Source organism: Chromobacterium haemolyticum DSM 19808, assembly GCF_000711885.1.
GTDB classification, from domain to species: domain Bacteria; phylum Pseudomonadota; class Gammaproteobacteria; order Burkholderiales; family Chromobacteriaceae; genus Chromobacterium; species Chromobacterium haemolyticum.
Window position 1 is genome coordinate 1 of the sequence record NZ_KL543996.1, and the last position, 14,775, is coordinate 14,775.

At 63.8% G+C, this 14,775-nt stretch carries 12 protein-coding genes and 1 CRISPR repeat array; of the genes, 5 read left to right on the forward strand and 7 right to left on the reverse strand.

The window, feature by feature from the left end; all coding sequences use genetic code 11:
* Nucleotides 1-148 precede the first annotated feature (148 nt).
* Nucleotides 149-536: a CRISPR direct-repeat array (repeat unit 28 nt; unit sequence TTTCTAAGCTGCCTATCCGGCAGTGAAC).
* A 207-nt stretch (nt 537-743) separates the two neighbouring features.
* Entirely contained in the window at nt 744-1,718 is a 975-nt protein-coding gene (gene cas1f / locus BR71_RS21470) for a type I-F CRISPR-associated endonuclease Cas1f (protein ID WP_043642268.1), read from the forward strand.
* Nucleotides 1,715-5,059: a type I-F CRISPR-associated helicase Cas3f gene (gene cas3f, locus BR71_RS21475; RefSeq protein ID WP_043642064.1), complete on the forward strand. Its 3,345-nt coding sequence runs from the start codon at nt 1,715-1,717 to the stop codon at nt 5,057-5,059. The genes cas1f and cas3f overlap by 4 nt, the downstream gene beginning before the upstream one ends.
* Nucleotides 5,060-5,288: 229 nt before the next feature.
* On the opposite strand, the gene BR71_RS21480 is transcribed toward cas3f, so the two are convergent.
* The 5 genes from BR71_RS21480 to BR71_RS21500 form a co-directional block, all read right to left on the reverse strand.
* Nucleotides 5,289-6,062 carry an ABC transporter ATP-binding protein gene (locus BR71_RS21480; RefSeq protein ID WP_043642067.1) on the reverse strand — a complete coding sequence of 258 codons (774 nt, stop codon included), beginning with the start codon at nt 6,060-6,062 and terminating at the stop codon, nt 5,289-5,291.
* Nucleotides 6,059-7,123, reverse strand: coding sequence for a FecCD family ABC transporter permease (locus tag BR71_RS21485; protein ID WP_043642069.1), 1,065 nt, complete (start codon nt 7,121-7,123; stop codon nt 6,059-6,061). Before BR71_RS21485 ends, BR71_RS21480 begins: the two co-directional genes overlap by 4 nt.
* Nucleotides 7,120-8,229, reverse strand: coding sequence for an ABC transporter substrate-binding protein (locus BR71_RS21490; protein WP_043642071.1), 1,110 nt, complete (start codon nt 8,227-8,229; stop codon nt 7,120-7,122). Before BR71_RS21490 ends, BR71_RS21485 begins: the two co-directional genes overlap by 4 nt.
* 155 nt (nt 8,230-8,384) lie before the next feature.
* The gene (locus BR71_RS21495; RefSeq protein ID WP_227104831.1) at nt 8,385-8,675 is read right to left on the reverse strand and encodes a DUF2218 domain-containing protein; all 291 of its coding nucleotides are present in this window, start codon (nt 8,673-8,675) and stop codon (nt 8,385-8,387) included.
* A 139-nt stretch (nt 8,676-8,814) separates the two neighbouring features.
* Nucleotides 8,815-10,938: a TonB-dependent receptor domain-containing protein gene (locus tag BR71_RS21500; RefSeq protein WP_052370992.1), complete on the reverse strand. Its 2,124-nt coding sequence runs from the start codon at nt 10,936-10,938 to the stop codon at nt 8,815-8,817.
* 325 nt (nt 10,939-11,263) lie between these two features.
* Here BR71_RS21500 and BR71_RS21505 point away from each other — a divergent pair, with 325 nt between their 5' ends.
* Together BR71_RS21505 and BR71_RS21510 are read left to right on the forward strand one after the other, a co-directional pair.
* Nucleotides 11,264-11,575, forward strand: a complete 312-nt coding sequence (locus BR71_RS21505; RefSeq protein WP_043642077.1) for a hypothetical protein — start codon at nt 11,264-11,266, stop codon at nt 11,573-11,575.
* A gap of 78 nt (nt 11,576-11,653) precedes the next feature.
* Nucleotides 11,654-12,088, forward strand: coding sequence for a DUF411 domain-containing protein (locus tag BR71_RS21510; RefSeq protein WP_052370994.1), 435 nt, complete (start codon nt 11,654-11,656; stop codon nt 12,086-12,088).
* A gap of 83 nt (nt 12,089-12,171) precedes the next feature.
* On the opposite strand, the gene BR71_RS21515 is transcribed toward BR71_RS21510, so the two are convergent.
* Nucleotides 12,172-13,452 carry a ferredoxin reductase family protein gene (locus BR71_RS21515; protein ID WP_043642080.1) on the reverse strand — a complete coding sequence of 427 codons (1,281 nt, stop codon included), beginning with the start codon at nt 13,450-13,452 and terminating at the stop codon, nt 12,172-12,174.
* An 87-nt stretch (nt 13,453-13,539) separates the two neighbouring features.
* Entirely contained in the window at nt 13,540-13,707 is a 168-nt protein-coding gene (locus tag BR71_RS24415; RefSeq protein WP_156039083.1) for a hypothetical protein, read from the reverse strand.
* A gap of 294 nt (nt 13,708-14,001) precedes the next feature.
* Between BR71_RS24415 and BR71_RS21520 the strand changes: the two genes are divergently transcribed.
* Nucleotides 14,002-14,736: an S-methyl-5'-thioinosine phosphorylase gene (locus BR71_RS21520; protein WP_043642083.1), complete on the forward strand. Its 735-nt coding sequence runs from the start codon at nt 14,002-14,004 to the stop codon at nt 14,734-14,736.
* Nucleotides 14,737-14,775 lie beyond the last annotated feature (39 nt).

A 14,775-nucleotide genomic window follows, 5' to 3' on the forward strand; every position in this document is an offset into this window, starting at 1 on the left:
TCCAACCGCGGCCGCCCACCCCGGCGGGAACGCGGTGGTGGAGGAAGTAGTGGTTGCAATGACTTCCAGAGCTTCTGACTGACGACTTTCCGTTTCATCTTCGCCAAATGCGGGCATACGCATCTGACATCAAGAGGTTTTGTTAGCGGGTCTAAGCTGCCTATCCGGCAGTGAACAATTGATAAACAGGGTCACACTTAATTTGAGATTTCTAAGCTGCCTATCCGGCAGTGAACGTGGCCACCTCGCCGATCTGGAGGTTTCTCATTTTCTAAGCTGCCTATCCGGCAGTGAACTTTGAACATAATTTATTATACGTTACGCTAACTTTCTAAGCTGCCTATCCGGCAGTGAACCCCTTGGTCTAACGATGGTCAGCGTTTTCTTGTTTCTAAGCTGCCTATCCGGCAGTGAACCTTTTTTCCATGGCTCCGACGATGTCGTTTATTTTCTAAGCTGCCTATCCGGCAGTGAACAAATCCGCTTTTTCCTCTGTTGTTTCTGGCATTTTCTAAGCTGCCTATCCGGCAGTGAACTAGAGTTTACACCGCCCCCTCGCCTTATGGCGTAGGCATCTTCGGTGATTTTTCCGGGTTTGACCCAAATTTTCAGATAAAGGCTAAGTGCTTGTTTTTACTGGGGCTGATGAGGGGCCTGAAAAAAAGGGTTTTACCGCGCTTCCTGTTCCTCCGTTCATGCTCATGGCAAGATGCGTTATCGCGTCACATCCCATAGGTATGGTCATGTCCGATTTTTCCCCGTCCGATCTCAAGACCATTCTGCATTCCAAGCGCGCCAATCTTTACTATCTGCAGCACTGCCGCGTGCTGGTCAACGGCGGGCGGGTGGAGTACGTCACCGATGCCGGCAAGGCTTCGCTGTACTGGAATATCCCCATCGCCAACACCACTTGCATCTTGCTAGGCACCGGCACTTCAGTGACGCAGGCTGCAATGCGGGAGCTGGCCAAGGCCGGGGTGATGGTGGGTTTTTGCGGCGGGGGCGGCACGCCCTTGTTCAGCACCAATGAGCTGGAGCAGGAGGCGGCGTGGTTCGCGCCGCAAAGCGAGTACCGGCCCACGGAATATCTGCAGTACTGGGTGCGCTTTTGGTTTGACGACGCGCAGCGGCTGGCCGCCGCCAAGGATGTGCAACTGGCGCGGCTGGGTTGCTTGCAGCGGCATTGGCTGGGCAGCCGCGCCTTGCGCGAGTCCGGTTTCGAGGTGGAGGCGGCCGGCTTGGAAGCCGCCTTGCAAGCCTCGCGCCAGGCGATTGCCCAGGCGCCGGACCACGCGCATTTGCTGACAGAGGAGGCGCGGCTGACCAAGCTGCTGTTCCGCTTGGCCGCGCAGGCCACCCGTTATGGCGATTTCAGCCGCGCCAAGCGCGGCGCCGGCACGGACCCGGCCAACGCCTTTCTGGATCACGGCAATTACTTGGCTTACGGCCTGGGCGCCACCGCGGCCTGGGTGCTGGGCTTGCCGCACGGCCTGGCGGTGCTGCACGGCAAGACCCGGCGCGGCGGGCTGGTGTTCGACGCGGCGGACCTGGTCAAGGACGCGCTGATCCTGCCGCAGGCCTTTATCTCCGCGATGCGCGGCGACGACGAGCAGACCTTCCGCCAGGCTTGTATCGAGGCGCTGACCCGCGGTGAGGCGCTGGACTTCATCATCGACACCTTGAAGGATATTGCCGAGCGGCGGGGGCGGGCGGCATGAATATCCTGCTGATTTCGCAATGCGACAAGAAAGCGCTGACGCGCAGCCGGCAGATTCTGGACCAGTTCGCCGAGCGCCGCGGCGACCGGGTCTGGCAAACGCCCATCACCCAGGCCGGGCTGGACACGCTGCGGCGCTTGCTGCGCCAGAGCGCGCGCAAGAACACCGCGGTGGCCTGCCACTGGATACGAGGCCAGGACCATAGCGAGCTGCTGTGGATAGTCGGCGACGCCAGCCGCTTCAACGCCGACGGCGCCACGCCCACGCACAGTACCCGCCGCAATGTGCTGCGCAGCGCGGACGAAAACGACTGGCACAGCGGGGAGGACATTCAACTGCTGGCCGGCCTGGCGGCTTTGCTGCATGACCTGGGCAAGGCCAGCCAGGCGTTTCAGGAGAGGCTGCGCGGCAAGCGGAGCGAGCGTAATCTCTACCGCCACGAGTGGGTGTCCTTGCGCTTGTTCCAGGCTTTTGTCGGCGACGACGACGACGCAGGCTGGCTGGCGCGCTTGCGGCAGCCGACGGAGCGGGATCACGCCAGCTGGCTGGATCGTTTGCAGGCGGACGGCATGGGCGCGGCGTGCGAAACGCCGTTTGCCCGTTTGCCGCCGCTGGCCGCCGCGGTGGGTTGGCTGGTGTTGACGCATCACCGGCTGCCGCTGATGCCGGATTTCGCGCAGGGCAAGCAATGCCGCCTGGGCGGCAAGCTACAGGGCTTTCAAAGCCGCATGCTGTTGAATATTCCGGCACATATCGACGCGCGCTGGAATGAATGGCGGGAGGCGGAGGCCGAGCCGGCGCAGCTGGCGCCGTACTGGCGCTTCCCGCAGGGGCTGCCGGTGAACACGCCGGCCTGGAGCCGCCGCGCCGCGCGGCTGGCGGACAAGCTGGCGGCGCGTTTGGCCGTGCGCGGCGAGACGCGTTGGCTGGACAATCTTTACGCGATGCATGTGGCGCGGTTGAGCCTGATGCTGGCGGATCATCATTTTTCTAGCCTGGATTACGCCCAACTGCGGCACAAGCGCGGCCAGGCCGGCTATCCGCTATGGGCCAACACCCATGGCCGGTCCGGCGATTTCAACCAGCCGCTGGACGAGCATTTGCTGGGCGTGGCGGAGCATAGCGCCTTGGTATGCCGCGCCTTGCCCGGTTTTGAGCGGGAGTTGCCGCGGCTGTTGCGGCGCAAGCGCTTGCAGCAACGCAGCGCCGACGGGCGCTTCCGCTGGCAGGACCGCGCCGCGGACCTGGCCGCGGGGATGCGGGCGCGGGCGGCGGAGCAGGGCGCTTTCATCGTCAATATGGCGTCCACCGGCTGCGGCAAGACGCTGGGCAATGCGCGGATCATGTATGCCTTGGCGGACCCGGCCTTGGGTTTGCGTTGCGCGTTTGCGCTGGGCTTGCGCGCGCTGACGCTGCAAACCGGCCAGGCTTTCCGCCAGCGGCTGGGCCTGAACGAGGATGATCTGGCCATCTGCGTGGGCGGCAGCGCCAACACCCAGTTGTTCGAGCACTATCAAGAGCAGGCGGAGGCCAGCGGCTCGGCGTCGCGCCAGGCCTTGTGGGACGAGGGCGGCGAGGTGCGTTACGAGGCCGGCGGCGAGCATCCCTTGCTGTCGCGCGCGCTGCGCGATCCGCAAACGGCCAAGTTGCTGCAGGCGCCGTTGCTGGTGTGCACCATAGATCATCTGACGCCGGCGACGGAAAGCCAGCGCGGCGGGCGGCAGATCGCGCCCATGCTGAGGCTGATGAGCGGGGATTTGGTGCTGGATGAACCGGACGATTTCGACTTGGCGGACTTGCCGGCGCTGACCCGGCTGGCGCATTGGGCCGGCCTGTTGGGCAGCCGGCTGCTGCTGTCGTCGGCCACCTTGCCGCCAGCGCTGATCGAGGGCTTGTTCGAGGCCTATCTGGCCGGCCGTCGTCAGTTTCAGGCCAATCGCGGCCAGCCGGGGAGGCCGCTGGCGGTCTGCTGCGCCTGGGTGGATGAGAATGCCCTGGCGCAGCAAGACTGTGCCGATGTCGATGCTTTCCGCCAGAGGCAACGTCAGTTTGCCGGCCGGCGCGCCGATTGGCTGGTCACGCAGCCGGCGCGGCGCAACGCTGAACTATTGCCGCTGAGTTTTGGCCAGGGACAGGCGCCGGCGTTGCGTCGGGAGTTCGCCGCTCAGCTACAGCCGGCCATCGAGCGTTTGCACCGGCTCAATCAGCAGCGGGATCCGCTCAGCGGTCAGGCGGTCAGCTTCGGCCTGGTGCGCATGGCCAATATCCAGCCTTTGTTCGAGGTGGCGCTGGCCCTGTACGCGCTGCCGTGGCCGGCGCATTGGCAGCTGCATTTATGCGTTTATCACTCGCAATACCCCTTGTTGCTGCGTTCCGCCATTGAGCGCCAGCTGGACCAGGCGCTGAATCGTTCCGATCCGCAAGCGGTGTTCACGCTGCCGGCCATTCGCCGCGAGCTGGACGCGGAGCCGGAGCGCGAGCATGTGTTCATCGTGCTGGGTTCGCCGGTGACCGAGGTGGGACGGGATCATGATTACGATTGGGCGATTGTCGAGCCTTCGTCCATGCGTTCGCTGATTCAGCTGGCCGGGCGGCTGCGCCGCCACCGCCCGGAGCCTTGGGACAAGGTGAATGTGCTGATTGGCGAGCGCAATCTGCGCAGCGTGGAGCAGCCGGCGCAGCCGGCCTTCCGCTGGCCGGGTTTTGAGGATGAGGCGTTCCCCTTGGGCAGCCATCTGCTGAGCGAGTTGCTGGAGGAAGACGAGTACCGGCACCTGGACGCACGGCCACGCATCGTGCAACCGGAGCCGTTGCAGGCGCAGCGGCGCTTGTCGCACCTGGAGCATGCGCGGCTGGCGCAGTTGATGTCGCCGGCGGGCCAGGCTAAAGCCGCCAGCAGCCGGCCGGGGCGAGAGGGGCCGGCCATCGCTCCGATGGGGGCCTATAGCTGTTGGCAACAGCCTCAGGCGCTGCTCAGCGGCGTGCTGGCACAGCAGCAGCCTTTCCGCGCTGGCGGCGAGCCGGAGGTGGATTTGCTGTTATTGCCCACCGAGGACGGGGACGATTACGCGCTGCACCGTGTGGAAAGCCGGCCGTGGCCGGAGCCGCCGCATTTCACGCCGGTGGAGGTCAGCTTGAACCAGCGAGTGCCGGAGGCGGCGTTGACGCAGCCGAATATCCGACCCTGGGGCGTCAGCGATTATCCAACGGCTTTGGCCGAGCTGGCGGCGGAGCTGGGCATGGAACTGGAGACTTGCGCGCGGCGCTTTGGCGGGTTGAGCTTGCCGCAGTCGGACAATGGCTGGCGCTTCCATCCGGCACTGGGGTTTTGCAAGGCTTGAGGCCGGGCTGGCCATGAAAACGGCCGAGGCTGCGGCGTGGTATCGCCGGCGGCCTCGGCCGTTCGCAGTAGACATCTGACAGACTCTCAGAGCCTGTTCAAAATCTCGCGAGCAAGAGCGAGACAAGGCGGAAACAGCTGAGAAAGCGGAATGTACAAGTGGTACATGAGCATTTCGAAGCTGTTTTCAACGCCGTATCGCCGCAGCGCAGCAGATTATGAACAGGTTCTCAGCGCAAACCGCTGTGCAGCCCGTCCACCAGCACATGCGCCACGCCCTGCGAGCAGCGCTCCACCCGGCCGCTGACGCCGTAGACGCGGCGCAGGCTTTGGCTGTCTATCACCTCGTCCGGCGCGCCGTTGGCTTGCAGCGCGCCGTCCTTCAGCATCAGCACCCGGTCGCAGTGGCGCAGCGCCACGTTGAGGTCGTGCAGCACGATGATGGTGACCATGCCGCGGCGGCGGGTTTCGCGGCGCAGCAGGTCCATCACGTGGAACTGGTAGTTGAGGTCCAGCGCCGACAGCGGTTCGTCCAGCAGCAGCACCGCCGGTTCGCGGATCAGCGCCTGGGCGATGCCCACCAGTTGGCGCTGTCCGCCGGACAACTGGTCCAGGTAGCGCAGCGCCAGTTGCTCGATGCCCAGCGATTGCAGCAGCGCGAACACTTGCTGGTCGTCATGACGGCGAGACAAACCGGCGGCGGTGGCCTGGCCGGCCACCATCAGCGATTCGAACACCGACAGATGCACGCTGGGCGGCAGGGTTTGCGGCAGGTAGGCCACTTCGCCGCGCTGGCGGCTGAGCGCGCGCTGGTCCAGGCGGACGTCGCCGCGGCTGTGCTGCAGGCCGGCCAAAGCGCGCAGCAAGGTGGATTTGCCGCTGCCGTTGGGGCCCAGCAAGGCCGTGATGTCGCCCGCCCGCAGACAGGGCACGTCCAGCGCGCGTATCACCTGGCGCTTGCCGTAGCTGACCGAGAGTTGATGGATGGACAGGGCGGAGCTCATTGGCGGCCTCCGTTGCGCAGCACGATGGCGATGAAGAAGGGGATGCCCACCAGCGAGGTGACGATGCCCACCGGCACGATGACGCCGGGCACCAGGTTCTTGGTCACCACCGAGGCCATGGACAGGATGGCGGCGCCGGTCAGCGCGCTCACCGGCAGGTAGAAGCGGTGGTCCTCGCCCACCAGCCGGCGCGAGATATGCGGCGCGATCAGGCCGATGAAGCCTATGGTGCCGACGAAGGCCACCGCCAGCGCGGTGAGCAGGCTGGCGCGCAGCAGCGAGCTGAGGCGCAGCCGGCGCACATTGATGCCGAAGCTGGCGGCGCGGTCTTCGCCCAGCCGCAGCGCGGTCAGCCGCCAGGACTGGCTCAGCGACCAGGGGAGGATCAGCGCGAAAGCGCCGAACAGCAGGGCGATCTTGGGCCAGTCCGCGCGCGACAGGCTGCCCATCAGCCAGAACACCAGGTCTTGCAGCGAGTCCGCGGTGGAGACGAATTGCAGCAGGGACACCAGGGCGTTGAAGCTGAAGAACAGCGCGATGCCGAACAGCACCACGCCGCTGGTGGGCATATTGCTCCAGCGCGCCACCACGTCCAGCAAGAGCGCGGAACCGAGCGCGAACACGAAGGCGTTGACCGGAAGCATCCACGGGCCGGGGACGCCGGGGATGCTGACATCCAGCAGGATGGCCAGCGCTGCGCCAAAGGCGGCCGCGGGCTGCAGGCCCAGGGTGAACGGGTCCGCCAGCGGGTTGTGCAGCACGGTCTGCATCTCCGCGCCGGCGAGGCCCAGCGCCAGGCCGGCGGCGATGGCGATCAGCGCGTAGGGCAGGCGGATCTGCCAGACGATGACTTCCGTGGCGGGATCTGCGGCGGCGGGGTGCCACAGCGTCTGCCAGAATTCGGCCAGCGGCATGCCGCTGGCGCCGGTGGTGACGTCCAGCGTCAGCGAGACGGCGAGCAGGCTCAGCAGCACGGCCACCAGCAGCAGCCGGCGCAGCAGGGTGCGGCGGTAATCCGCCGCCACCGAGGCGGCGGAAAGCGTCATGGTTTCGCTGCTCATTTAGCGCCCTTGACCCAGTAAGTGCCTTGCGGCTCGATGGCCAGGAAGTCGCGGTGCAGCTGCTTCCAACTGGCGTCCGGGTCCAGTTTGGCGAAGCGCGCCGGTTGCAATTCCTTGGCGAAGGCTTCCAGCAGCACGATGTGGTAAGGCGTGTTGTAGAAGTGATGCCAGGCGCCGAAGGTGCGGCCTTCGCGCACCGCGCGCAAGGCGCCCACCGGACTGCGCGCGGCGGTGCGCTTGAGCGAGGCCTGCGCCTGCGCCGCGCTGATGTTGGCGCCGAACTGGATGCCGGTTTTCTCGGCGGCGTCCGCGGTGCCGGTACCGATGTACAGGTCCGGATTGCTGGCCAGCACATGCTCCATATTCACTTCGCCCACCGCGCCGGGGATCAGCTTGTCGGCGATATTGACGCCGCCGGCGGCGTCCACCAGCTCGCCCAGGCTGCCGCGGCCGGCGCTGGTGACATTGCTGAAGGCGCCGGCGCGGAGGTCCAGGAAGGCCTTGGGCTTTTGCTGCGCCGGGATGGTGGCCACCACCTTGCGGATGGCGTCCATCTTGCCCTGGTAGAAGCGGATGAAGCGCTCGGCTTCGGCCTCGCGCTGCAGCGCCTTGCCCATGATGCGCAGGCTGGGCACGGTGTGTTCCAGCGGGGCGTTGCGGAAATCGACGAAGACCACCGGCACCTTCGCCGCTTGCAGCTGCTGCACGATGGGGTTGTTCAGGCCCGGGCCGTGGCCGGAGATGCTGAACACGGCGATGTCCGGGCGCAAGGTCAGCACTTTCTCGGCGCTGACGGAGTTCTCGCTGGTTTTGCCGATCAGCGGAATCCGGTCGATGGCGGGGAAGCGCTGCTTGTACTGGGCGTAGGTTTGCGGGTCCAGCTGGCGGAAGTCGCCCTGCCAGCCGGCGATGCGGGCGATGGGCTGCTTGCCTTCCAGCAAGGCCAGCGCGTAGAACAGCCGGCCTTCGCCCAAGAGGATGCGGTTGACCTTGGCCGGCACTTCCACTTTACGGCCGGCGATATCGGTGACGGTGGCGGCTTGGGCCGCCAGCGTGGCCGCGGCCAGCGCGCCGGCCAGCAGCAGACGGGAGAACAGTGTTTTCATTGTGATTCCTTGAGCGATACGGCTCCGCTGTCAAAGCCCGCCGTAGGGGTGGGTGGACGGGCTTTGGCAGTGGAGCGGGTGGGCAAGCATCATACCGAAACGAGAGCGGCCGGGCAGGCCCGGCGTACTCGGAAAACGCCGATAGGCTGGGGTTCTTACTCGGTCTTGGCCCAGTCCAGCTTCAAGTCCGGCGTTTTGGCCATCAGGCCCAGATGCTCGTCCATGATGAATTCGATCTTGGCCAGCTTGTCGGCGGCGTCGGCGGCACAGATCATGTCCAGGGTGTCGTCCTGGCGCTGGATCCGGCATTCGCCTATGGGGAAGTGCACGTGGGCCTGGTGGCTGTCGAACTCCACCGGCACTTTCAGCGCGTAGTGCTTGCACAGCTTGTACAGCACCTTGTCGGCATTGGGCGTGGTCAATTGGGCGCGGCTGCTCAACATCATCAATTCTCCAATCGTAAAAACGGGAACAGGCAGTTGGCGAATCCGGCGGATTCGGCAACTGCCGTGCGGTGTTTCCGGCCCGTCCGGAGACGGGCCGTCAGAAGCGGTTCACGATGCTTGCTAGCCCGTGAACCTTTTCTTAGAACTTGCCGGTCAAGGTCAGCCAATAGCGGCGGCCCTCATCGACCATCCAGTTGCCGTTAAGCGGCGCTTTAGTGCGATCCGGTTCGGCGTTGCCCACACGGTCATCAATCGCTACCTTGCGGTCGGCCAGATTGAAGACGGCGAAGTTGACGTCGAAGTTCTTGCTCAGCTTGTAGCTGCCGCCGAAGTCCCAGGTGCTGGAACCGCCGCGGGTGCGCGCATCGTAAGCGCCGTTGCGGAAGCCGGTGTAGTACTGCTTGCCTTCAAAGTTCAGGCGGGTGTACAGGTCCAGCTTTTCCATCGGCGCCCAGGCCAGCTTCACGTTGCCGGCGTGTTCCGGTGTTTTGTCCAGCGGCAGGCCGTTCAGAGATTGACCGGATAGCGAGGTTTCCCTACCGCCCTCGCGCTTGGACTTGGTGTAGGTGTAGTTGCCGGACAGTGTCCACTTCGGCATGAAAGTCCAGCTGCTGGACAATTCCAGGCCGCGGATGTTGACCGAGTCCACATTGTCGTATATGTAGACGCGGGCCGGCTTGCCCTTAGAGATCAATGCATTGGTGAATTGATCGGTACCGTAGCTGACCACCTTGTTCTTGAAGTCGTTGTTGAACAGCGTGGCGTTAGCGCTCAAGCCCTGTTCATTGTCGAAGTGCAGACTCACTTCGTAAGAGGTGCTTTCCTCCGGCTTCAACTTGGAGTTGCCGCACAGTAAGCCGGTTTCCACGCGGCTGCCGGTACGCATGCAGTAGCCGTCGGTGCTCTGGCGAATGGTGGGCGCCTTGAAACCCTTGCCGATGCCGCCTTTCAGGGTCCACTGAGAGTTCAGGTGCTGAACCAGGTAAGCACGCGGAGTGAAGTGGGTGCCAAACACGCTGTGGTGGTCGACACGACCGCCGGCGGTGATGGTCAGGCTGTCTGTGGCTTCGAAGCTGTCTTCGGCAAACAGAGACCAGGTGTTGACGGTGACCTTGTCCGGGTTGGGCGCGCCAGTGTATTTGAAACGATTTGGATCGAAGGCTTCTTGAGCCTGCAGATCAGAGCCAACCTGTCGGCCAAGCTGGGTGCCGACTTTCACGGTGTGACGATCCAGCAGGAAGGTGAGTTGGCCGTCCAGCGTGGTATTGGCCAACTTCACGCCTTTGCCGTCGCTGACGTTATTTTCGTCCGAGCTAGACTTGGCCAGTTCCTGATACAGCGCGACATTGGAACGGATATTGCCGTACTTGCCGTTGTGGCTCAGGCTCCAGTGATCACGGGTATCGTATTGATCGTATTTTCCGAGAGTCGGAGAAATGCTCTTGCCGCCGGTGGTGGTTTTACGCAGCTCGTTATGACCGGCCTCGAAGGTGATCTCGTGGTCCTGGTTCGGGGTGAAGCTGAGCTTGGCGTTGATGTCGGACATGTGGTTGGCGTCTTTGCCGCCATCGCCGCTCTTGGAGTAGAAGATATTATCTTCCGCCTGGTTGTTCAGCGAGCCGTAGACTTGCAGCGACAGCAGGTCCTTCATCAGCGGGCCGCCCAGCCAGAAGCTGCTCTGGCCGGTATTGCCTTCGTTCGAATGTTCGGTGATGGTGCCGCCCAGGGTCATCGAGCCATGCCATTCCTTGGGCGCTTTGCGGGTGATGATGTTGACCACGCCGCCCATGGCGTCGGAGCCGTACAGCGAGGACATCGGGCCGCGGACCACTTCGATGCGCTCAATCGCCTCCATCGGAGGGATCTGGTATTGCTGGAAGCCGCCGGTGCCGCGACTGCGCACTTCGCGGGTGCCTTGGCGGCGGCCGTCCACCAGGATCAGCGAGTATTCGCCGGGCATGCCGCGGATGGCAATGTCCTTATCGCCAGGGCCGGAGCCATTGATGCTGACGCCTTCCAGATCGGTCAGCGCGTCGGCCAGGTTGGTGAACGGCTTTTTCGCCAGATCTTCGCGAGTAATCACCGAAATACTAGCCGGGGCTTGTTTGATTTTTTGCTCGTAGCCGGAGGCGGTGACCACTACCGAGGGCAGGGTGGCTTCGGCTTCCGCCGCGTGGGCGGCGGGCAGGTAGAGGGCGGAAACCGCCGCGGACAACAGGGCGAGGCGCACGCCGTGACGGGCGGCGGAGTCAAAGGTTTTCATTATCGTGGATACCTGGAAATCATCACATGAACGAAGCCCATTTGATCCGCGTCACGGCATGGCCGGCGCTGTTTGCATGCCGTTGGCGTTTAGTTTGCGCAAGGAATGTCAAATGGGACCGTAAGTATCCCACCGAATTAATGCGAACGCAAATGCGAATCGTTATTGATTGATGCTCGGCTTGGGCTTGATTGCAAGCAATCTGACGCTAACATGACATGGCTCAAACTTTGTTCGGGGCGACAAAAATTGAGAAACAGCTTGGGAACCAAGGCGCTAGCTGTCAGTCCCAAGCCTGTTCCAAGCTGAGCGCGTAACTGAATCGATGCTTATCCGCCTACCCCTGCTGCTGTTGCTAACCTGTCTGCTGCTCTTGCCGCAGGCGGGCTGGAGCATGGGCGGGCGCGTGGCCGCCAGCGCGCCCTGCGTGTGGATGGCGGATGACGGCGCGGCCTGCCATACCCAGCCGGCCAGCGCCGCCCAGGCCGCGGCCTGTTGCCAGTTGCCGGCCGCTCCGTGGCCGGCGGCGCCCTGCTTGCCGCTGCAGACGATTCGCCCGGTATTGCAGGCCAAGGCCGAAGTAGTGTGGTCCGGTTTTATCCCCGCGCCGCCGGAGCGGCCTCCCCAATCTTTATGAATGAGCCGTTTTTTTGCGCCAACCGTGTGTTTGCGGGCTGGCGCGCGTTTTCATTCAAAAAGCATTGGAGTTCTTGCCATGACTAAACCTTTGTACTGGGCCGCCGCCGCGCTGGCCGTTTCCCTGATTTCTCCGCTTGCCGCCGCCGCCGACGGCGTGATGCACAAGGACCCGTATTGCGGTTGCTGCACCGCCTGGGCCGAGCATATGCAGAAAAACGGCGTGGCGATGCAAAGCCGCAACGAGGCCGACATGTCCGCAGTCAAGAGCCGGTTGAAAGTGCCGGCGGATCTGCGCTCCTGCCATACCGCCGAGGTGGGCGGCTATGTGTTCGAAGGCCATGTGCCGGCGGATTTGGTGAAGAAGGTGCTGAAGGACAAACCCAAGATCGTGGGCCTGGCGGTGCCGGGCATGCCCATGGGTAGCCCGGGTATGGAAGGGCCGAGCAAGCAGCCGTATCAGGTGTTGAGTTTTGACGAGCAGGGAAGGCGCAGCGTCTACGCCACGCGCTAAAGCCGGCGAGGCGCAAGCCGCGTTGCAGCGGCTTGCTTGAGGGTATGACGGGCGTTCCGGCATGTTGGAATGCCCGTTTTGCGTCAGCGCATTGAGAACGCCTCGTGGTGGAAAGCCGGCGCTTGCGCGCCACGCTGGCTCAGACCGTGCTGTAGCGCTTTGCCCAGGCCCTGCGGGCCGCAGAACCAGACCTCGTCCACTTCCGGCAGCATATCGGCGTTCAACCGTGCGCCGGTTTCGCTTTCGATCAGATGCAGCCGCACGCCGCGTTGACGACAAGCTTGCCGCACTTCTTCCAGCCGCGCCGCTTCGTCGCGATGGCGCACGCAGTAGTAGAAATCCACATCCAGTGGCGTCTCCGCCAGCGCCCTGCTTTGCAACCAGGCCAGGAAAGGCGTGACGCCGATGCCGCCCGCCACCCAGGCCTGGCGTGTACCGCCACGCGACTGGAAACCGCCATAGGGGCCTTCCACTGTGACGGCCTGGCCGATCTCTAGTTCGTCCGGCAGGCGGCGGGTGTAATCGCCCAACGCCTTGATGATGAAGCGCAGCCGGCCGTCGCCGTGGTCGGCGCTGGCGATGGTGAAAGGGTGGGCGCCTTCGGCGGCGGTGAAGTTGACCAGAGCGAATTGTCCGGCGCGGTGGCCGGGCCAGCCGTCCATCTGGCAGATCACTTCCAGTTGCCCGGCCGGCAGGGCTTCTATGCGGTCCACCCGGCCGGCGTATTGCCCTTGTTTGCCGATGCGGCCGGCCAGCGCGTAGAGCGCGCAGCCGGAACCGATCAGCATCAGCGTGGCCAGCAGCCAGCCCACCGGTTGTGTCCACATCTCGGCCGGCATCAGGATCAGTCCGTGGAAGGCGCCCATCAGGTAGAGCGGGGCGAATAGCTTGTGCAGCTTGCGCCAGAAGCGATAGGGCACGGCGCGCAGCAGCGCCAGAATCACCATGGCCAGCACCGCCCAGGCGGCCCATTCGCCTATGTCCTTGGCCAGCGAAACCAACGGGTCTTTGCCGCCGCCGCTCTTGATCCGCGGTGCGACCCAGGCCAGCGCCAGCATCAGCTTGGGCGAGAGCTTGATCAGCCAGTGAGCGGCCAGCAGCAGGCCGGCGGCGATGCCGAGGCGCTTGTGCAGCGCGTATAGGCGGTCCAGGCCGCCCAGCAACGGTTCCAGCCAACGCGGGCGTGTGGCCAGCAGCATGGCTGCGCTCATCACCGTCATTAATTGCACGCCGCTGAGCATGACCAGTTCGTGCCGCCATTGCCAGTAGTTGGCGGGCAAACCGTTTTGCCACAGGCTGGCGGCGGCGTATAAGGCGCCGCTGACGAGCAGCAGCAGGCTAAGCAGGGGAAGTCTACGGTTCATCGCCATGTCCTTTCTTGCGATAGGGGATTGAGACGATTGGAACACCGTAAACTTAAGCGCAGCTTAAACGCGGCGCGGGGGACCGGTTTAGCGTGGCGGGATGCCGGGCTGTGTGTCGCCGCCAAGCGCCTTATACAAGGCGATCAGGTCGGCGGACAGGGTTTGCCGCGCGGTTAGCCGCCGCCGGCCGGCTTCTTTGGCCATTATTAGTCCGCAGTCCAGCAGCTGCTGTCGAGTGGCGTTGGTCGATTTCATGTTTGTATGTTTATACGGATGTATAAGCGCATTGAGCCGAATTTGTACGATTGTATAAATTTTGCGCAATCCGGAGGGAAACCCCAAGTGCTTGTTTTACAAAGTGGTGATTGCCGGCGCTGTCGCCGCGGGCAAATTCACCGCGCGGTGGCATGTGCCGGCGGAAAATAATCGGCCATAATTGGAGCGTCGGCGCTCCGCCGCAAGCAAGAATCCCGCAGCCGCGCCGGGCGTATCCAGCTCAGGCCGCGGCAAAAACAGCGATCCGTCGCACTATTACAAAGGGGACATATCATGTTGGCCATCATCGGCGGCAGCGGCCTGGCCCAGCTGCCCGTATTGGAAGTCACCCATCGTCAAGTCGTTCGCACGCCGTATGGCGACCCTTCCTGCGCACTGACCTTCGGCCTGCTGAATGGACAGAACGTGGTATTCATCGCCCGCCATGGCTACGGCCATTCGCTGGCGCCGCATGAAATCAATTACCGCGCCAATATCTGGGCGCTGCACGATCAGGGCGTGAAGGGCGTGATCGCCATCGGCACGGTGGGCGGCATCCGTCCCGACATGCCGCCTGGCCGCCTGGTGGTGCCGGACAACATCATCGACTATAGCTGGGGCCGCAAGCATACCTTCTTTGAAGGCCTGGACCGTCCGGTGGTGCACGCCGAATTCTCTTCGCCTTATGACGAGGCGTTGCGAGAGCGCCTGATCCGCGCGATGGCGGACAGCGGCCATAGCGGAGTGGTGGGTGGCGTTTATGCCTGCACCCAGGGGCCGCGTTTGGAAAGCGCCGCGGAAATATTGAAGTTGGAGCGGGATGGTGCCGATATAGTCGGCATGACCGGCATGCCGGAAGCGGCATTGGCGCGGGAGATGAACCTGCCTTACGCGCACCTGTGCCTGGTCAGCAACTGGGCGGCCGGCAAGGGCGGCGCGGCGACGGTGGAGTTTGACGCCACCACCGGCGCGATGGGGGTGGAGGTGGTGATGTCGGTGCTAGCTAAGCTATTGTCAAGCAAGCAGTAGGATTATTTGATCAATCGGCCTGCATTGTTTAAGGCATGC